At 53.7% G+C, this 19,873-nt stretch carries 15 protein-coding genes; 5 read left to right on the top strand and 10 right to left on the bottom strand.

Going from position 1 to position 19,873, the window contains the following annotated elements:
• Positions 1 to 111 precede the first annotated feature (111 nt).
• On the top strand, positions 112 to 690 hold the full coding sequence (locus A1355_RS20305; RefSeq protein WP_064031108.1) for a DUF2452 domain-containing protein: 579 nt from the start codon (positions 112 to 114) through the stop codon (positions 688 to 690).
• Between the two features lie 1,051 nt (positions 691 to 1,741).
• On the opposite strand, the gene A1355_RS20310 is transcribed toward A1355_RS20305, so the two are convergent.
• From A1355_RS20310 to A1355_RS20350, 8 genes are all read right to left on the bottom strand, one after another.
• Positions 1,742 to 2,146, bottom strand: a complete 405-nt coding sequence (locus A1355_RS20310; protein ID WP_064031109.1) for a type II toxin-antitoxin system VapC family toxin — start codon at positions 2,144 to 2,146, stop codon at positions 1,742 to 1,744.
• Entirely contained in the window at positions 2,143 to 2,373 is a 231-nt protein-coding gene (locus A1355_RS20315; RefSeq protein ID WP_064031110.1) for a DUF2281 domain-containing protein, read from the bottom strand. Before A1355_RS20315 ends, A1355_RS20310 begins: the two co-directional genes overlap by 4 nt.
• A 61-nt stretch (positions 2,374 to 2,434) precedes the next feature.
• The gene (locus A1355_RS20320; RefSeq protein ID WP_157197974.1) at positions 2,435 to 6,967 is read right to left on the bottom strand and encodes an ATP-binding protein; all 4,533 of its coding nucleotides are present in this window, start codon (positions 6,965 to 6,967) and stop codon (positions 2,435 to 2,437) included.
• On the bottom strand, positions 6,964 to 7,188 hold the full coding sequence (locus tag A1355_RS20325) for a hypothetical protein (protein WP_064031112.1): 225 nt from the start codon (positions 7,186 to 7,188) through the stop codon (positions 6,964 to 6,966). Before A1355_RS20325 ends, A1355_RS20320 begins: the two co-directional genes overlap by 4 nt.
• A gap of 824 nt (positions 7,189 to 8,012) precedes the next feature.
• Complete coding sequence (locus A1355_RS20330) at positions 8,013 to 8,588, bottom strand: hypothetical protein (protein WP_064031113.1); 576 nt, start codon at positions 8,586 to 8,588, stop codon at positions 8,013 to 8,015.
• Positions 8,589 to 8,630: 42 nt separating this feature from the next.
• On the bottom strand, positions 8,631 to 11,282 hold the full coding sequence (locus A1355_RS25395; RefSeq protein ID WP_064031114.1) for a dockerin type I domain-containing protein: 2,652 nt from the start codon (positions 11,280 to 11,282) through the stop codon (positions 8,631 to 8,633).
• Between the two features lie 1,066 nt (positions 11,283 to 12,348).
• A complete protein-coding gene (locus tag A1355_RS20345; protein ID WP_064031116.1) occupies positions 12,349 to 12,927 on the bottom strand; it encodes a hypothetical protein in 579 nt (192 codons plus the stop codon).
• A 60-nt stretch (positions 12,928 to 12,987) separates the two neighbouring features.
• Positions 12,988 to 13,698, bottom strand: a complete 711-nt coding sequence (locus A1355_RS20350) for a DUF1566 domain-containing protein (protein ID WP_064031117.1) — start codon at positions 13,696 to 13,698, stop codon at positions 12,988 to 12,990.
• Positions 13,699 to 14,048: 350 nt separating this feature from the next.
• On the opposite strand from A1355_RS20350, the gene A1355_RS20355 reads away from it, so the two are divergent.
• Together A1355_RS20355 and A1355_RS20365 are read left to right on the top strand one after the other, a co-directional pair.
• Positions 14,049 to 14,441, top strand: coding sequence for a hypothetical protein (locus tag A1355_RS20355; RefSeq protein ID WP_064031118.1), 393 nt, complete (start codon positions 14,049 to 14,051; stop codon positions 14,439 to 14,441).
• Positions 14,442 to 14,741: 300 nt separating this feature from the next.
• On the top strand, positions 14,742 to 15,377 hold the full coding sequence (locus A1355_RS20365) for a DUF998 domain-containing protein (RefSeq protein ID WP_064031120.1): 636 nt from the start codon (positions 14,742 to 14,744) through the stop codon (positions 15,375 to 15,377).
• 32 nt (positions 15,378 to 15,409) lie between these two features.
• Here A1355_RS20365 and A1355_RS20370 read toward each other — a convergent pair whose 3' ends face one another.
• Together A1355_RS20370 and A1355_RS20375 are read right to left on the bottom strand one after the other, a co-directional pair.
• Positions 15,410 to 15,952, bottom strand: a complete 543-nt coding sequence (locus tag A1355_RS20370; protein WP_139306142.1) for a hypothetical protein — start codon at positions 15,950 to 15,952, stop codon at positions 15,410 to 15,412.
• Between the two features lie 272 nt (positions 15,953 to 16,224).
• Complete coding sequence (locus A1355_RS20375; RefSeq protein ID WP_064031122.1) at positions 16,225 to 16,638, bottom strand: hypothetical protein; 414 nt, start codon at positions 16,636 to 16,638, stop codon at positions 16,225 to 16,227.
• A 452-nt stretch (positions 16,639 to 17,090) separates the two neighbouring features.
• On the opposite strand from A1355_RS20375, the gene A1355_RS20380 reads away from it, so the two are divergent.
• A complete protein-coding gene (locus tag A1355_RS20380) occupies positions 17,091 to 17,744 on the top strand; it encodes a LuxR C-terminal-related transcriptional regulator (protein ID WP_071156053.1) in 654 nt (217 codons plus the stop codon).
• Positions 17,744 to 19,561, top strand: coding sequence for a hybrid sensor histidine kinase/response regulator (locus A1355_RS20385; RefSeq protein WP_064031124.1), 1,818 nt, complete (start codon positions 17,744 to 17,746; stop codon positions 19,559 to 19,561). Before A1355_RS20380 ends, A1355_RS20385 begins: the two co-directional genes overlap by 1 nt.
• Positions 19,562 to 19,873: the final 312 nt, after the last annotated feature.

Genomic DNA, 19,873 nt, shown 5'->3' on the forward strand with positions numbered 1-19,873 from the left:
AGCGGAGTCGAAGGGAACGTCTCCCATCCAAACGCCGAATCGATACAATGCCTCCCACGCCAAACCAACCGGCATCGACTTGGATTTTTGACCAGCCAAAGGAAAACTCGAATGACTCGCTCGATCGCGAAACCGGCCAATCCGCAGGGGAAGGGGAGCGTCGCCGTGCTGGACAGCTTGCAGCAGGCCCGGAACCAATTGGTCGCCCCGGCCAAAAGCCTGCGGCAAATCAGCAGCGACTTGTTTACCTCGTTGTTCGTGTTAAACAGCCACATTCGTTTCAAACCGACCGCCAAGCAAACCTATTGGCTGTATCTGAAAGACGGCGAATATCGGCTGTCGTTGATCGCGCCGGTGCAGTGGTCGCCGGATCGGTCCGGCCGCTTCATTGGCGCCTGCGAGCTGCAAGCCGATTTGACCTGGACCCTGGAACTGTCCGCCGATTGCGCCAACGACCGGGCCTTCCTGCAAACAATAGCCGAACGCCGCCGGCAACTGGAACAGGCACTGCAACAGGCCGAAAAAATCGGAGACGCTTTGCCGGTCTACGTCGAAACCCTGCCGTATTACGCCAGAGTGCTGGCCTCGGCGTTGGCGTATTCGTTGAAGCAATCGATGCAAAAATCCGGCATATTGGGTTTGAGCTTTCGGCAAGCCGAAAAGCAACGGCGGCTGACTCAAACCGAATAGCGCAGCCTTGCCGCGCCAATCACGTGGGTCTTGCCGGAAATTTAAAATCGGTCAGGCATAAGCCCAACAACATACCGGTAAACAGACGACGGGATAAAAAAACGGGGGACGTTGCCGTTTGAACAGTCGCGCGGCCGTGTTTGAACCGCAACGATCTCATCGCGACAGCCAACGCCGTCGTTTGCATGTGCAAGCTTCTTATCCGAACCGTCGGCGTTGCCATTTAAACATCCACGTTTCTCCGCCGAACAGGCAGACTTGCCTGTTGAACACGCAGTCTTCTGCGATGCACATGCAACGTCGATGGTTTAACACGCAAGCTTTCATGTTCACCACGCAAGCGTCGCCGATCAAGAGGCGCGGGCCGCTGTTCATCGGACACGCGCCGCTGTTCGACGGAAACGGCCGACTGTCCATCGGCGACATCTCGGTGTTCGCATAAAATCGCCGCGTGTTCATCGGCGGGCGCCCGGTGATTATTCGCGGAACGCGGGTGTTAAACACTGGCCGCCCGGTGTTCGAATCAGACGCTTGCCTGTTAACCAAGCATCGCTCGCTGTTCGCGTTGGAATGCCGGCTGTTTAGCGGCGATGTTTGCGTGTCCGGCATGAAGCAACGCCCCTGTGATGGAGAAGCGCGAAGTGTTAGCCGAGCCTATTGGCGATTGGCTAGCGGTTACCGCACGCTAGCCGGAAGGCTTGGATATTTTGGGGTTCGCCCCCTGTTACTGCCTTTGCAAACTTCGCGGTCGATCGGTTACGGTTCGGCTAGGTTTTGCCGGATTGCTTGTGGACCGTATTGGCGCCGAGAAGGGGCAATGATGCAGGCTCAATGAGTAAATCGAACCTAACGATCATGAAGGCTTGGCAATCGCCCCGGTAAATCAAAGGCTTCTGTAGGAGCGACGCATAGTCGCGATGCATGACTATGCGTCGCTCCCACAATGACTTTCAGAGTAAAGCGACGTTCATCCCAAATTTGCAAATGGCAAATACACGCTAGTAAGCAGTCAGTGCGTTTTAGCGATATGCAACCACGAAAGCGCTATCGATCATACGACAATGACCTTTATTTCCTGAATAGCAGCCAGCTTCTTATCACCGGTCAAAAACTGGTCCGCTCCGGACAAGAGGGCACAAGCCAGTTGGATCGCATCCGGGGTGCGTAAGGTTCCCGCATGGTTGGCGCGTAGTTCGGTGGCGATGTCGATGACCGTGGTATCGAGTTCGACGATTTCCAAACCCGGCAATCGAAAAAATCGGTCGTAGCAGTCCAATAATTCCGCGTTCCTGGTTTTCAACGGCAGCACCCGGCATTCCAGAAAGGAAAGCCGCGATACCGCCAATTGCGCGTTCGCTTTCCGAGCATCATCCACCAGGACGCGGGTTTTTCGGCCTTGTTCCTGGTGCGACTCGATCAAATAAATGACGGCGCAAGCGTCCAGGAACAGTTTCACGGTTGATCCCACTCGTCGCGCATGGTTTGAAATTCTGCGTCGATTTCTGCATCGCTACGTTGTCCGATAGGCAGACTTTGCAGGAAAGCGGCCAAGGCTTCGTCGGCTGCGGGTTCCGGTGTCGAGTCGGGCTTCGATTCCAGAAATTCGACGAAATGTAAGACCTCCAAGGCTTTGGCAGGCGGCAGGGTCTTGACGTGTTGGTAGATGGTGTCGGCGATGGTCATTTAAGTTGTTCTCCAGAAATTTTAATTTAAAAATGTCCAAAAACTTGCAAAGTCCAATGTTTCAAGGTTCTTCAATATCAATTTTTTGCTTTACGCAAACGATTTCATTTTGCTTGTTCAATGAATAAACGAATGAATGAACTCTGCGCCCAACGAAATCATCGTGATGCTCGCCATATGCGCCTTTTTCTCCAGCAATAATCCAGACCGGAGCCAAGTTTTCTTTATCCAGTAAATCTAAAAATGCCATTCTATCGATCAGTGCTGCGCTTGGCCCTTCTTCATGCACCGAGGGATCTTTGAACAAAATTTGGCCTTTCGCGTCTGCGAATGACAATGTGCGTCCGTCAATTAGTCTTAAACCAAGTTTTTGTATTAGCCACGGCGCCGGCAAATAAGTATTGATCGTCCCTTCAATCGAGCAATCGTAACCTCCACGTTCCGCAGTGTACTCGGCGAATGTAGTTAACACTTTATGCCGAAAGCCATAGTCACGATCAACCGTTGACCAGTCATCGTCTATTTCGTACGACGGATGCCAAGGGTATTCGCCTATAAATGAGCCATAAAATTCGCCGACTTTCGGAAATGCATCAGGATCAATCAAGTTATGTGTGGAAATTGCATCAATGAATTGGTTTTTATACCGATTTCTAACAACCACACACCAGCATCTGCACCATGAGTCGATACGCGCATCCAAATCATAGGAAGTGCTGTACTGCTTAAAACTTTTCATAACCAACCAGCGCTGACCTGTGTCCGGATCGATTACATCCAGCAACGATGCACTATTCAATTGGTCGGATTCGTTTTGTAACCAGAGTTTTTGCTCCTGCTTCTTCAGTAAGCGCAACTTTAGCGTTTGTGGTGACCACCAAGCATGGGGATGATTTTCCCAATTGTCGTCTTTGGTTTTACTAATAAGTAATGAAGGATCGATATTTCGTTTGTATATTTGCCAAGGACCTTCATATCGGTTAGCGCCATCGCTATAACCGGAGTAATAAATCAGATTATCGGCCATACGAGACAACAATTCATACAAAGCTAACCATTGGTATTTTTTTCCAATCCGTTCCATTTGTTTATGGCGTCTGCCTCGGCCGGAGCCAATTCTTCTATCGAATTCTCCAAATAAATCAGTTGACCATCCGTAATCGTGAGCCCTTTTGGTTACCCATAGCTGAGCTAAAATATCGTCAAAATGCTCAGGTAGATTATTCGAATATCGATTCAGAATTTGTCTTATTCTTTGTCGGCATCCAGGCCAGTATTTGTATTTATATTTGTCATCGAGTAAGTTAATAAATTTTGTTTCAAGCTCTTCGAATCTGGCTTCGTTTTGCTTCTTAATTTCTAACTCCTTATAGTCATAAGCAATAATTTTGATCTTGATTTCAGTGCTGGACGCCTTTTTTTGTGATTCTTGACCTACCGAATTTGGCTCCGGTCTATTGCAGTCGATACAGAATTGTAGAATTTCATTAAATGCCGAAAGTTGGTCGGAATTTGCATGATCGGCAAACATTGAATAGAAGACTTCAAAGTTTTCGTATGGTGTTAACGCCTTATCGACGCCAAGCGGTGTTGTTGTCCAATGATGAACTGAAGGTTTGATAATATATTTGGCAAAATCGCCAAGCCACTCGCTGCTTGCCGACCTAACAATATCATCTTTGTATTTGTCGCCATATATCTCTAAATTATTTTCGGCTACAAATTCAATCGGCCAATCACTTTGATAGGGCGGCCGTACTTTTTCAATTTTAATTTCTTCAGGCAATAAGTCACAATGCAATGTGTATTCGATAATACCCCTGGCGTAGTCGCGCAGTAGCAAATGGGCTGGCGGCTTACCATCGGCAAAAATCCATTGGTAAACAAAAAGAGCAAGTTCGGCAAGATTTTTCTGGGTTTGTGCTTGTAATGCAGCGCCATAGCAGGCGGCCAATAATCGCTCTAAAATGTAAAGGTCATCGACCTGCTTGAAGCGTTCCAACAAGCTAAGTGCCAACGGCAAACGTGGCGCCAGTAAAGCGGACAATCCCTTGGTAGCCCGATCTCGAACAGCGCGATACGATGTCGAAAATAACCATGTCAACATAATTGCCGCCAGTTCGGCACGCAGCGGATCTATTTCCTCAAAACCCGATTCCACTGTCCAGGAAAGCAATATATCAAGTGGTGAACCATCCTCTAGTTCGAGATTAGCGATAGCAATAGTCCATTTCGCATCGCGCTCAAGCATCGTCAGATGAGCTAATTTTTCATGCAGATAATTGGCATTGAAGCGGTTGTTGGGCTCCGTACCAACTGCGATAAGCGTTTCCAGCCAGTGATTCGGATAATTTTGCGATAAACCAATCACTAATTCACGGGTTCTATCGGTAAAAAAATTCTGACGGCGCAATAATAAACTTTTAAAAAATGCTTCATTAATTGTCCATTTGTATGATCCGTTCGCTGATGGAAATATATCGAGCAATTCGTAATCCGTAGATTCTGGCAGCAAAACCGCTAAAGCGTGGATAATGTCGGCAACCCTATTTATATCTTTACGGGAAAGAAAAGTATGTAGCGGAGTCCCTGTTTCCAAGGGTTGAACGCTATTTTTCGAAGAAATATGCTCATTTAACAAATGCCCAGCAATTTGAAAATCGCTGAAACGCTCGAACGTAAAACGTGCTTGTTCTTCTAACTGATTATTTTCGATATAAACAGGCTCAATCGTTAAAATTCCCTCGTGTTCAAATTGGCTCAACAAGCTGCGATCTTGTTGGCCCTTAGAAGCATATATCGAATCAAAACAAGCGATAGTCGTTTCAATTGAAAGGTAGGAAGATTGATTGGATGTTAGTTTTTCAGTAAATGCCTTTAACGCACGCACAATAATATTCTGCCGTTTATCCAGCCCCATCCGCAATTCAATTTGGTTGGCTAATGATTTAAGATAAAAATCGAAATATTCCGTTAAACCTTGTATTCCTCGTGGAAAACAATCGAGCCCTTGTCGTTCCAAACTGTCGCACAAGGTTTTAAGGAAAAGCGGGTTGTTAAATTCTGGCAATAAGTGCGGAACACTAGGCCTGATAATTTTGCGTTTGGCCAGATAAGTTCTGGCTGCGTATCCGCCTCCATCGGCAAAACCGTTGTGTTCTATCTGCTTCAAGCTATCGCACAGAAGAGAATCGGCTGGCAAAATAAAGGGCAGGTAAGTTGTGCGGCATGAAACGATAAGGGCAAGATGAGGGTAGCGTTTAACTTCTTCGATTAACGGTGCCAGGTATTGAGGCCAAATTTCGGTACCGAAACGTTCGTTTAATGCGTCGATTATCAGCAATGCTCTCACGCCTGCGGCTTGGCCCGCCGCATCCAACGCTCCAAGAAAAGTTGAAAATGGAATATGCCTTAAATCCAAGTGCTCAAGAATTTGCGTACGTGGGTCTTGTTGGAAGAACTGACTATTAATCAAAAAAATAGTCGGGTAACCTTTTTTGATCGCATCATTGGCAATATCAGCCAACAGATGAGATTTGCCTGTTCCTGCTTCGCCGTAAAGAAGCACAGCCTGTTCATTTGCCAGTATCCAAGTATCTGAGTTTAGTTTTTCGTCTATTTCATCAAGCGTTTGTCCGAACCCATGAAGTTCGTTTAATGCGGCCCGGATATTATCTTTTTTAGATTTATCTTTTTCTTCTGAGTCGAGGTGCCAGAAATGGGCCTGCCATTGATTCGCAGCAGTTTGAACTTGTTGAATTTGGCTGCGCCAATCCGCGATGGGATAAGGCTTTGTTATGGGAAAACTTTGCTTGAGCGCGTCGATTAAGTTGTTGCTGTAATTTAATAGAACCTTTAAATCGGTTTCCGAGACATTGGCCTGCTGAAAGTCATATTTTAGGCTATTGAGTTGTTTTCTTAGTGGCGTAATTAATTCCTCTCGCTGATCCTCAAGCCAAGGTGATCGACTAATGCCTAAAAACACCTGCCGTATTGGTAACGATATATGAAATTGAGGTGTATATCGGGAATCTAAAGAAATACAGGCAGCGTTGATGTGTCGAGAAAACCAAACAGGCGTAAAGCGAAGTTCATCAAAGAAAAAACTTATCCTCCCGGCGTAATACGGATCGTTGCGATGCAAGCGTTCTCGAATATCGGTGGCTTGCCAAAGTATAATTTCAATATTGCGCTCTTCGCTTAATTCTGAGAGACGAGTTGTTTTCCAATCTATCCAGCGTTGCCCCTCTGTTTTATTCTTTCCGGTTCTCCCGTCTTTAAGATCTATTGGCAAACAGACGATATAGCGGGTCAGTTTTGGATGCTTTTCGATGGCTTGTTTCAAAGACTCGGTAAGCTGAGATATCTGGCCGGAATCAAATTTATCGAAGAATTTTGCTTGCCAACCTGTTTCGGTTCCGTCAGCGTGACGTATGTAGCATTCAACTCCGGCATCTGATCCAATACCTTTGCGGAGAAACTCATCTTCTATTGCTCTTGGTTCAAGAGATGCAAGCTGACAACATAATTCTTCGAAAGCAAAGTGTTGGCTACCGTTCAATGCTCGAATTTTTAGTAATTCGGTGTTATTCATTCTTGGTTGGCTATGTCATACCAGTTTTGATCAGCGATTCTAAGTAAGGCTGCCAAATCCAGGCGATCCAATGCTTGTGCCGGCAGAGATACGGCAAAGCTTCTTTGTTGGTAGGTTAATTTGTCCAGTGCCAGTGAAGTCCACCAGTCTGAATCCAGTGCTTGTAAAGATGAAGCTAATAGTTTGACCAGTTGCTGATTAAGCAGACTAAGGATTTCCATATTCGATTTTCCAATTCCGGCGGGCTGACGGCCGGTTAGTTAAAGAGCTCAGTGTTTTAGCTAATTTTCCGAACAATGTCACGTTGCAATCGGAGAATGCTAGCAAAAGCCATGGTTTACCGATCGGTTGGGTCACGAACCATTTTATTTCTCAGTCGTTTGATTGCATATCCAAGTCCGAGTCTGACAGGGGGCTTGCCACAAACAAATTCAATCCGAGCGAATGTCAGGTAGATATCTGATTTAAGCCTACCGGATTCGAAAGATCGGGGGCTGCAAATAGCCGTTTGGTCCGCCAAAAAGGCAAAACTCGCTCAGCCAATCCTCGACAAGCCGCTGGCAGCGCTGACAGTGGGCCATAGGATCGAAACTACGGAGCGGTTGATAGCTGCCGAGGCAGGAGGAACAGCGGGGCGCGGTCTGTTTGAGTTCTATTGATTGGGGGGCTTGGTGTTTTCTGTTCCCTTCGGCTCCGCTCAGGGAACGGCGGCTGTAGACAGGCAACGGCAGCTCTAAACAGGGAGAGGTGGCTTCACTTAGGGAACGCGCAAGTTGCTTAGGGGAACAAATAACCCGCTTGAGAAATGAACGGAACCATTCATGGCGCTAAAGGCTACTCGAGGGGGCGAAGGATTTCGTTCGCGAATCGAACGATTCCGATTAGCGAGTGACGGGCATGTTCCCGGAGCGGACTTAAAGGGAAGCTGCCGGTTATTGAAACACTGACGGTTCGGCTCCATCGCATCCCGAAATCGCTTCGCGCGGTTCGGGATGCTTTGGCCGGAAAGCGCGGTCCGCCGGCTTTATTGGGGGCTTGCGTTCGCTTATTTTCGTTGGCGCTTGAGCGTCATAAAGCCCGCCATCGCGCTGAACATCAACCACGCCGAAGCGGGTAGCGGTACGTTGGAAATTCCGCTGACGTTAATCAGCGCGCTGCTGAAATCCGGGGTGATGACATTGCCGGCCGAGCCGAAGGGGTCTTGATTGTTCACCGACAGATTAATCGCGCTCGAGCCGCTACCGACCGCTACAAAGGTGAAAGTGGCGATGTCGAACGAGCCGCTGCTCAAATTGGCGCCGAATTGGCTGAAATCGGTAAACTCGATCTTCCCGGCGTTGTTGTCGATCGTGCCGGGTTGATTGATGAAGCTCCACAACGTGGCATTCACCACCACCGAATCGGCTTGCAGGATGGCGCTGTCGAAGCTCAGATCCACCGAACCGCCGTCCAGTCCGCCGCTAAAGGCTTCGCCTTTCAACACCAAGCTGAAGGTATCCCCCAGATTGACATCCAGGCTGCTTGGATCGAAGAACACGTGGTTGGCTAACGCGGCCTGGCCTTCGCCGAAACAGAGCGCGCCCAGCAGGGTGAATGCGGCGGGCAAGGTTTTTATTTTCATGGATTTAACTCCCAATTAAAGTTGATTTTCAGCCTGGCGCGCTTACGGGCAAGTCGCTTGCGCGGAAGGTCCCGGCGCTTTGCCGTAGATGCGTTTGAACAAGCCCAGGTCCAGCGAGTTAACGTTGCCGTCGCCGTTCATGTCGGCCGCGGCCTTCAGGTCGGCATTGCCGGCGGCGTTACCGTAAACGCTTTTGAACAAGCCCAAGTCCAGCGAGTTGGTTTTGCAATCGTTGTTCAAATCGGCATCGCAGAGGTTGCCGAAGTGATCGCCGTTGCTATCCAGTTGCGTGGCGTTGGCGAGCGCGGTGCAGTTGTCCACCGCATCGACCACGCCGTCGCCGTCGCCATCGGTGCCGGCCGCTTGAGTAACCGCTAACTGGGCGGCGTTTTGATTGCTGCCGCCCAATACCGTCAGGTTGCCGATACGGGTGTTGAGCGCCGGATTGACCGCGACGTTGTATTGAATCGTCGCCGGGCCGCTGCCGCTGGTCGGTGACATCACGCTTAGCCAAGCCGCGTCGCTTTGCAATTGCCAGGCGCAATTCGCGCCGGTGGTCAGCGTCGCGCTGAAGCTGCCGGCGCTGTTGGCGGCGGCTTGGCTGCCGGGTTGCAGGCTATAAGAACACGCGGCATTGACGGTAATGGTCGCCGTGGCCGGAACCGCACCCTTGTTGCCGGTGCTCGTCACGGTGTTTTTGGCGCCGTCGTAGCCGGCGAACAAGAAGCTATCGGTGCCGCTGAAGCCTTCTTCCGGGAAGTAGGTGGCGACCGCATTGTTCAAGCCGACCGTGCCGTGTTGCGGCTGCTTCAGGATGCGCATCGTCACGCCGGTGCCGGTGACCGGCAAGGTCAAATTGACCGGTGTGCCGGCGGCGGTGCTTGCCGAAACGTCGGCGGTGATCGGATAGGCCGCCGTGTTCATGCTTTCGCTGTTCGGACCTCGGTGGCAGGAATAGCAGCCGACCGTGCCACCCCGATAGAATTTGACCGTACCTAGGCTCTCGACGTTGAACGAGCGGTCGCCCTGGACTCGCGACAACTCGGTACCGCGCAGGTCGCTACCGTGGCAGCCTTTGCAGCCGGCGGTACCGGAGCGCTCGACCGCGTCACCGTGCCGGCCCACCCAGGATTGGTCGATCGGGTGCAGTCCGTGCGGACCGCCGTTGGTGGTGTTGGGTACGCCGGCGGTGTGGCAGGTTTTGCATTCCACCGTCACGCCGGCATGGCCTTGCAGTTGCTCGTTGCGGATATTGTCGTTTTGATGAGACGACGGGAATTCCGCATGGGTGGAGCCGTGGCAGGCGGAACATTGCAAGCCGCCGTGACCCTTGGAAAAACGATACAACGACAATCCGGCGGCCGGCGTATCGGCGTTGGTGGCGAAGGTTGGGTTGACCGCGACCCGTTGGCTGTCGTAGGTCAGCGGATTGTTGAACACCGAGCTGTAACGGATTTTGCCGTTGTTGTTGGTGGCGGTGCCGGTATGGCAGCTTTGGCAAGTGGGCTCTTCGAGCCAGCCGGTGCGATGGCTGTCGCCGACCTTGCTCATGTTGCCGTGGCAGCTTTGGCATTGCATTTCCATGCTGCCGTCGGCGGCGACCGCGCTACCCATCGCGCCGCGCAAGCAGCGGGTTTTGGAACCGGGGTGGCAGTCGTAGCAGGCCGCGCGATTGTCGGAGCTATCCAAGGTCAGCGAACTGCCTGGCGCGGTGACGGTGGCATGGGTACTGTGTACCGATTGGGTCAGCGCCGGCACGGTGCCGTTGGCGCCGCTAAAACTAGGCGCACCCAGTGCTTCGGAGGAATGGCAAGCCGCGCACAGCATGGGCTTGACCTGTACGCCCGGCATCGCCGGGTCCTGGTCGGTGGTCGCGGCGGCGTACAAGCCGGCCGGGTCCAGGCCTTTGGCGGCAAGCGCTTCGTTGTACAAGGCGGCGTGCTCGGCGAATTCGGTGTCGTCGTGCAGTTTGAGTATGTTCAACCGGTATTCGCGCTCCAGGTTGGCATCGCTGATCCAACCGCCGGCTGGTTTGGCCTTGTCGTTGGTATTGGCGGCGTGGCAGGTTTTGCAGCTCATTTCGTCGGAGACCGGTAACACGATGTCGGTTTGCGCGACCACGGCGTTGTTGGCATCTCGGGCGACCAAACGCATCAACGGATAGGTGTTTTTGTTGCCCTGATCGTCGGTGGGCGTGATCGGCACGCCTTCGGCCTGGTAGGTATTTTCCGGCGAGTTGGCCGGTTGAAAGCTCATCGGTTGCGCGGTGTTCAGCACGTAAGGACTATCGATCCCCGGCATGTTGCAGCCCGCCAAGCCCATGTCGGCGGTGTAGGCCGGATTGAACGTTTTCAAAACCGGAAACAGCGTGGGCGCGTAGGTTTCCCAATCGCTCTTGCCGCTGGAGGTGCTGTTCATCACGCCGCTGACTGGATCGACGATGGCCTGATAACTCAGCGTGTAATCGGCGGCGTTCGGTACCGTGCTGGCCTTCATCAATTTGCCGCCGACGATCAATTGCGCTTCGATGGTGTTGTAAGGCGGCAGGATCGCGAATTCGGCGTAGCGCGAATCCATGCAGTGCATGCCAAGATTATTCCAGCCCAACAAAACCGCATTGGCGGCCTGGCTTTGGTGGCTCATCATCAAGCCCAAAAGGCTGGTCAGCAGAATCAGAAAACCGGTTTTTCTCATGGTGTTCAACCTATTACCTTCAATAATCGGTGACGAGTACTCGCGCGAGGCTTCCTGTCTTCTGGCTTGGATTCTAAGATCGCAACGCGAGTCGTGACGAACGGCGGAACCGGAAAAGTTCCCGGCTGAACATTAGCATTTAATAATTAACTTAAAATTAATTTATGATTAAAATCACATAAACTTTGTGTTTATTAGGGAACTTTTTCGCCATCGCCGCAATGAGTCGCGGTGGGGGCTGGCGGTGTTGTCGTTTGAACAGTCGAGCGTCAGTGTTAGACCGGCGGCGGTCTAATAGAGATAGGCAACGTTGCCGTTTGCATGCGCGGCGTTCTTATACCAACACTCGGCATCGCCATGTAAACAGCCAAGCTTCTCCGCTGAACAGGCAGACATGCCCATTGAACACGCGGTCACCGATCGCGATCAAGCGAGAATTTCACCTTGATTATTTGGCCGCAAGAAATAGTTGACGGCTGGCTTGATGTCGAATCTTTCTAATGCCGAGGCAGTCACTGTTCCGAGCTTCTGAATTCTGAAAGTACCTCGTCTAGCGTTGGGTTTGCCTTCGCTCGGCCGTGGACAAAGACGACTGGGAGCGGACCGGTCATCACTTGGTCGATTTTGTCCAGATCGGCCTGTCCGCCGTTGGGTATGTCAAAGTTTACCGAGTGCGTTCGGACCACCGGCACGCCATTTCGAGACAAGTCCTCCGCGAGTCGATCGGCGCGCCGCGCATCCGCATGCGGGCAGTGTTCGGCCGCGACCACAATAACCGAGGACGGACTCTGACCGCTGATCGCGGGTAACTCCACAAACGCGCTGGATACGTTTGCGAGCGTTTCGGAACTCCCAGGGGGACTATCTTGCCGGTGCCGCAGCCAGTGATTATAGGCACCGGCGCCGACGGTTATCGCGAGTAGAAGTTTAAGGAGTTTCATCAGCGGCGGCCGCGGCAATCAGAGATAGATGCGGAGTCTAACTCAGAGCTAACCGGCGGCGCACGGCTTTATCGCGCGGGACCGGAGGAATGATTGCCTAGGCCGCGGGTTTGACCGCACGCATTTTATTTCCACCTCGTTTGCCGACGCGGCTGGCGGACCGCGACGCCGGCCAAGGCGCTTGCGAACAGCCAAGCCGCGCCGGGTAGCGGTACCGGGGCCGTGGTCGAGTAGGTCAGGTTGTCGACGACGACGCCGTCCGACGTCCCGTGAAAATAGATTTTATCGATTAGCCCAGCGTAGCCAGATGCCAACCAATAAACTTCCGGCGGCTGATTTTCCGGAACCAGCGGTGCGCTGTAAACCAGTTGGTTTTGGTAATACAGGTCGTAGCTGACATGACTGTCGAAGCCGACAAAATTATAATGCACGCCCTCGAATACCACCGGCGCCGAGTCGAAACTCAGCTCCGCGCCGCCGTAAGAAACCGCAAAATAACGATCCCCCATGTCCGGTTGATGGGACGGGTAAATGGAATAATCTCGCAAGCTTCCGCCGGCTTGCCATCCGGAAATGCCGCCGTAACCGTCAACCAAATCCCAATCGTTCAAGTTTTCAAAGGTGAGCACGGTTTGCGAGGCATAAGCCTCCGATACGCTTAATAAGGCCATAACCCAAACCCCAGCCATTTGTTTCAATTTCATAAGATTTCCTCGAAAGTAACAAGCGGCCTACAAAAGCCGCCCGCCGGATTAAAAATCAAGTTATACGCCGCGACGTTTCGCGTATATCAAGCCGATCAGCGCACTACCGAACAGCCAGACCGCGCCCGGCAATGGCACCGGCGCGGCGACGTCGCCGTCACGGACTGCCCAGACGTAATAATTGGTGCCTTTGCTGATGTAATTTTGCATGCCGGTCGCGGTGCTCAGATACCAGGCTTTACTGGCGTCGCCGCCGTAACTGGTGCCTAGCCAATAGCCAAAGGATTGCAGATGGCTGAACAGGCTTTCGTCGTCGGCCGTGGCCGGGTCGTCGACGAGGCCGTAGCCGGACTGCGGTCCGCCATGCGAATCGAGGGCGCCTTTGTTAGCGAAATCGCCGTAGAACAGATGCGCGAGTTCCGAGCTGGCCGTGGAGACGTTGAATCCGCAATCGCTACCGCTGTATCCATAGTCGCAACCGGGCACGCCCAGGTCGTTGAAGGTCGGCAGGCGCCAATCGTCGTAACTCGCGCCGCGTACGTCGTCGAAGAAGGTCAAGCCATCCACCCAGGCCACGGCGTTTTGCCAACTCATTTTGCCTTCGGCGTCGTAGCCGCTGGTTTTGGCGTAGTTGGCGTCCGCCAGCCAAGTGACGTTTTGTTCGCTGTCGTAGATCAGGCCGCCGCCCCGGTCGAACAACTGGGCTTGCGCGTTGCCGACAGCCAGCGTGCCGAGCGCCGACAACGCGGTGCGTAAAATTATATGTTTCATCGTTTTCTCCAAAAGGTTGTTCTCGAACAGATGCCGATACTCGGTAACGGGACTAACGGCTCTAAGGCTGGGCACATTATCGGAAGACAGATACAGGCTGGGAACCCTACCGGAGTAGGGTGTCATGCCAACCAGGCGGTTTGTTAAGATGTAATTATTTTGCATGTTTTGAACCGGTCTGAATGAGTCCCGCCAACTGCAGAAAATCAGCCAGTGCCGGCAATCGACTCATGTGGCAATAACCCACCGGATGCTTAGTTTGGCGGCTTGATACCGTAACTCGACGTTAGGCATATCTTCACGCTCCGATGCCTTGCGTTTTTTGTAACTCGGAGCGTTGGAGAGCAAAAATGGTAGAAAAACTTCTGACGGTAACGCTGTTGTCGGTACTTTCCGGCTGCGCAACCACGGCAAATAACGCTCCCGCCCAAGGAGGCAACAAAGCCGAGAGCAAAATATCAATGGCGATCGGCCGTGAAATTGGCAACTTCACGATCACTAATTCACAGGCAACGGAAGCGCCCACTGGTTATAACGGTATGCAGTACACCGTTAAAACGAACGATGGGGCCACCTTTAAATGCGAAATTTTGGAGCCGTCGGGGCTCGGTAAATTCGCGACGTGGGGGATGGCAAGCGGGGCGGACGCCATGTGTACGGATTTTACTCGGGGATCGAGCGACATCGGAAAAACCAACAATGCAAACTGTAATGCATTACTACGAGCTGCCGGCAAATGCTGAAGTAATGCCCGACATCGGAGTCGGAGTCGGAGTCGGAGTCGGCGAAGACGACCGGCAACGCTTCTATTCGCCGTTCTTCCGCCCCGAATCTGCCTGGCGGATAGACAATGCCGGCCACGGTTTGGGTCGGGCGGGGCGCCGTCGGGGCCATGATCGGCGGCGAGTTCGATTCGCCGACCCTGGCCCAAGCCGAGCAGCAGGGTTATCTGGTGTTGCACAAGCGGTCGGACCCGGTGGCTTCGTATGCTCTGCTAAGCCGGCTATTGCCATCCGATCTGCCGACAGGGGTAGCCCAGACAAATGAAACTGCCACTTAGTAGCCATGCCGGCTGGTTGGGACTGGCATCCTCGGGCCTGTTGGCTTGGGGAAACTGGCACTATGCCCAAACGCTACCCAACTACGACGCCGCGCGCCAGACAGTCAGCGAATTGGCTGCGTTCGGAACGCCATTGGCGGACCAAATCAATTACGGACTTTTCCTGCCGGTGGGCTTGATGCAATGGCTAGCACTGGTCTGCCAGTACCGCATGCTCGAGCAGTACCCCAGTCTACGCGAAGGATTACTGGCATTTTCCTGGGTGGGAACGGCTTATGTATTCTGCGCGCTATTCCCGTGCGATCCCGGCTCCCCGCTGATCGGCTCCTGGCGCCAGCAAATTCATAACCTATTCGGTGCGCTTGAATACCTGGGAGGCGGTTTGGCTTTGCTGCTGTTTGGGCGCATTCCGGGCTCCCGCATCGCAATCCCTTTGAAGATTTCCGGCGCACTGGTACTGACGGTTCTGGTGTCGCTTGCCATCCCCTGTCTGGCGGACTACAGGGGACTGATCCAACGCGTTGCCGAAGGCGTGTTGTTCGGCTGGCTCGCGTTAGCGAGCGCCGTGCAATTGGCCGAAGCCTACATCGGCCGAATCGAAATTACGATGCGACCCTAAGTCATCAGTTTTCATCAAGCCGAGCGACAGCGCTAATGTTTTCCGACAGCCTGCTGTAGACGTCGAGCAAACTCGACGGATTTGCCGTCGGACGGCAGCGAGTCCGGTACATAAATCTTAGCGTTCCAAATGCCGTCGTCATCCGCTTCTTTACTCATACATTGCTTTTTGCCGTCCGCAGTGACGGCGCATCGGCGCTGGTAACCATTGGGAAGCGTATAAGTCTCTATTACGTCCTTAGGCCCGCTATCCGGAGCGTGAAGATTTTCCGGGTTAACTGCCAATTTGCGGCGATCGAATTTCTGTTCTCCATTATGCTCCGCCGATTCTCGGGCGACTTGACGCACGTCGTTCAATACCTTGGATAGGTCGAGTTTGGGAGGCTCCGGATGTGCGGGGTTAGCTGACTTATCGGTCCGCGGTGCAACGTTAATCGCTTGCCGTGGCGAGGCCGTCAAAATCGGCGCAGGCTTGGGTTGAGCCCTTGATCTGCCTCCCGCCATCTTAGCAGGCAAGCTTGGCGGCGACTGATTGTCCCTGCCATTTTCCGCTAAATGTAGGATTTTGAATTCCACTGGTAGCACTGCCAAGCGATCCGGCAACCGGTCCGCCGGTTTCCTCGGTCGAAATATATCGGTCAACGCCGACGCTAGCCCAAGATGTATCAACAGAGACACGATCAGGCATGAGGCAAACCTGCGCCGCGCTGTTTCAACCATCGGAGCCGGCTATTGTCGGTCTTGTAACGTCAAGCGGAACAGCGCGTTGGTCTCGGAAAATGGGTTTCGACTGAGCAAGAATCGTAGATCGCGTTAAATGTTGCGTAAACACCGACTACCCTAGCGGGCTAGTTGACTCGCAAGCTCACGGTGATGAGCGCCTGATCGTTTCGGACATCGCATTTGAGCCGGTAGATTCGACCTGCTTGTAGGACCAGCGTTTTCTTGGGTCTACGACTCGAAAACCCTTTAAAGCAATAGACTTGAATTTCATACTCTCCAGGCAGGAGATGAATTTCGCTGGGGTAGTCCGTAAAACCCGGCCAGCCAAATTCCTTCCGTTCGCCGGAGCCGGTGGGTTCAATCTTCGAATAGCCGATGATGGTCGTATGATAAGCATCGGCAAACGGGGAGCCCACAACACTTTGGATTACCGCAATCTCGTCTGGTCCCAGACTGTCGCCCGCATATTGCTTGGCCGGCGTCATAAAACCACATGAACAGAGCATGGACGCGGCAATTGTTGTCATAACATTTTTCATGAATTAGCCTTGTCATTGGCGTGAAAACCTAAAGCACATCCAACTAATCGTTAAAACAACAACCGATAACGATAGAAAGCAAGGTCTCACCGCGCCTCCTTTTAATCGATAGGCCTTAGTGATGCATACGGCATCGAATGTCTTATAAAATTCGTAACTTGTCGTACCTTCGGCATTAGCTGCTCTAATTAATTGTTTTATAAATCAGCAAGGCCAAAAAACTTCCGCCAAACAGCCGTTTTTGAACGGATGCGGATACCCGAAAACCAGGCTATTGGCTACATGAGTGGGCGACATTATCGGAAGCGCGGCGTGGCGGCGGAACCCTACCGGAGTAGGGTGTTGGGACACGCCGGCTATTGTTAAGATGTAATCATTTTGCATGTTTTAGCGACAGCCTTGTTCGGCGGAGAATGCCGAACGAGATTGTCGACCATTGGGGAGAATTGAATGTGACAAATTCGGCAAGCGCGTTGGTTATCGACGACCACCCGCTGTTGGCGAGCGGCATCGCCGATTTTTTGCTATCGCATTGCGGCTTTGGTCAGGCGCGGCCGGTGTCCAGCATCGCCGAGTTTTGGGAAGTTCTCGATACCGCCCAGCCGCCGTCGTTGGCCGTGGTGGATTTTTGGCTGCCGGAAGGTGCGTCGCTACCCTTACTCGTGCAAATGAAACGGCAATGCCCAGCGACGCGTTTGCTGGCCATCAGCGCGGACGACAATTCGGCCGTGTCGGGCAAGGTGCGCGAAGCCGGTGCCGACGGTTTTCTGCACAAGCAGGAAGCGCCGGATATTTTTGGCCGCGCCGTGGCCGCGTTGCTGCGGGGCGACACTTGGTTTCACACCGGTCCATTTGCCGCGACCGGTATCAATCAGCCGCTCAAGGAGCTGCCGGTCACCGCCGCCGAGCTGGGTCTGACCGCCCGTCAAGGCCAGGTACTGGCGATGATGTTGAAGGGCTTGCCCAACAAACGCATCGCCTTGAACCTGTCGTTGTCCGAACAAACCGTCAAAGAGCACGTCACCGGTATTCTGGAACGGCTGGGTGCCCGCAATCGGATCGAGGTGATTACCATGCTGCGCGGCAGAAAACTGGAAGGTTCGTAATGAAGTCGGCGCTCTCTGATTCAACTGCCGCCGACCCTTTACGTTTTGCAGACATCAGCCCCGACGGTCAGGCGCGCTTGTTGGATATGACCTTAAACCGCTTGGTCTACAGCATTACCATTATTCCTTTCGTCGGTTTGCCCTTCGCTTATTGGAAATACCAACTGGACCGGAACCCCTGGGGTTTGTTGATGTGGACCGCATCCTACTCGATTGCCGTGGTCGCGGTTCGGCGGCTGCATCGCCAATATCTGCGCGATCGCGCGCAACTCGATCCGGCGCTCGCGGTGGCCGAATGGTTGCCGGTAGTCCTGAGGACGGCGCTGCTGCACGGCTTCGGGTTGACCGCATTGGTGTTGGTCGTCGCCGGCCGGGTGCCGTTCGAATTCGCGTTGACGCTGTACATGAGCTTGGCGGCGGTGATGGCGGCCAACGCTACCCATCAATCGCCGGTATTCAGCGCCTTCAAACGCTTCTTCGCCGCCAGTTGGGGCGTTTGTACGCTGCTGACGCCGTGGACCTTTCCCGAGCACTGGCCGTTGACGCTACCCTTGTGCCTCAGCTACGTATTGTCGATACACCGCCATTCGTCGATTGCCCACGGCTTTTTCTTGCAACAGATCAAACTGGAGGAAGATAGCGCCAGACTCGCGGAAAGTTACCGTCTGGCCATGGAGCAGGCCGAGGAAGCGCTACGGGCCAAAAACCAGTTTTTGACCACCGCCAGCCACGATCTGCGCCAGCCGGTACATGCGATGGGGTTCTTGATCGAATCCATCTCTCGTCGCAACCGGGATTTGCTGCTCAGTCCGGCCTTGCAAGACCTCAAACAGAGCGTGCAATCGGTGACGCAGATGTTCAATTCGCTACTGGACCTGTCGCGCATCGAACTGGGCGCCCAACCGGTCAATCTGCAAACCGTGGCGCTGGAACCGATGATGAACGACGTTGCCACCTTGTTTCGCGAGGAAGCCCATGCCCGCGACATCCAATTGCGGGTGCGCGTCGGTGCCGGTAACGCGCTGGTGCGGGCCGACTCGACTTTGTTACGCCAATCCATGATTAATCTGATGCAGAACGCGCTGCGCTACACCCAACACGGCGGCGTGTTGCTGGCGGCGCGCCGACGCGGCGGCGGCTGGCGAGTGGAAGTGTGGGATACCGGCGTGGGCATTGCCGAGGACGACCGCCAACGCATCTTTTCGCCGTTCTTCCGGCCCGAGCACGCTTGGCGCATCGACAACGCCGGCCACGGCCTGGGGTTGGCGGTGGTGGCAAGGTGCGCCGATCTGATGGGGGCCAGTCAAGGCTTGAGTTCGCGGGAAGGCAAGGGCTCGCGGTTTTGGTTGCAATTGCCGAGCGCCGACATCGTCGAACGGCGAGCGGCGACCCGCGACCGCGATTTTTCGCCGGCGGGGCGGGGCGGGGCCTTGAACGGACGCTGCCTGGTGTTGGACGACGAGCCGCAAGTACGCGGCGCCTGGCAAGCCATGTTGGCGGCGTGGGGCGTGGAAACCGTCTGCGTCGGGTCCGGCGGCGAGGCCTTCGCCGCGCTGGCCGGCGGCTTCGAACCGCAGGTGATTTTTTGCGACCAGCGCTTGCGCTCCGGCGAAAGCGGTTTCGAACTGCTGCAAGCCTTGCTGGAACGTTGCCCAGCCGCAGTCGGCGCGATGATCAGCGGCGAATTCGACTCCCCGGCGCTGCATCAAGCCGACCTGGAAGGTTATGTCGTGTTGCATAAACCGGTCGATCCCGAGGCGCTGTACGCCTTGTTGAGCCGCTGGCTGCCGGCGGCCGACGCGGTAGACGCCGAATAGCCTTGCGCATTTCAAATTTCGGCGCGTCCGCTCCCTCGCCCACGGAGCGTGTCGTAAAAGCCCCGGTGGAGGCCGTCGTAAAAGTCGAAACAGAACCCTCTCCTCGCGGGAGAGGGCAGGATGAGGGGGATAAACCCAAAGGTGAAGTGCGATGACGACGGCGACGGATATTGCCGGGCTGGCGCTGACGGCATGATCTCCGCTATTCCCGGTTCGCGGCTTGGTGCCGCGCGGAATTGCCGTTGTTGGGCAGCTTGCTCTGGGAAAGTGGCATGCAATTGGCTGACGGATTTCCAAGCGCCGGCTGCCGTC

This window comes from Methylomonas koyamae (genome assembly GCF_001644025.1).
GTDB classification, from domain to species: Bacteria; Pseudomonadota; Gammaproteobacteria; order Methylococcales; family Methylomonadaceae; genus Methylomonas; species Methylomonas koyamae_A.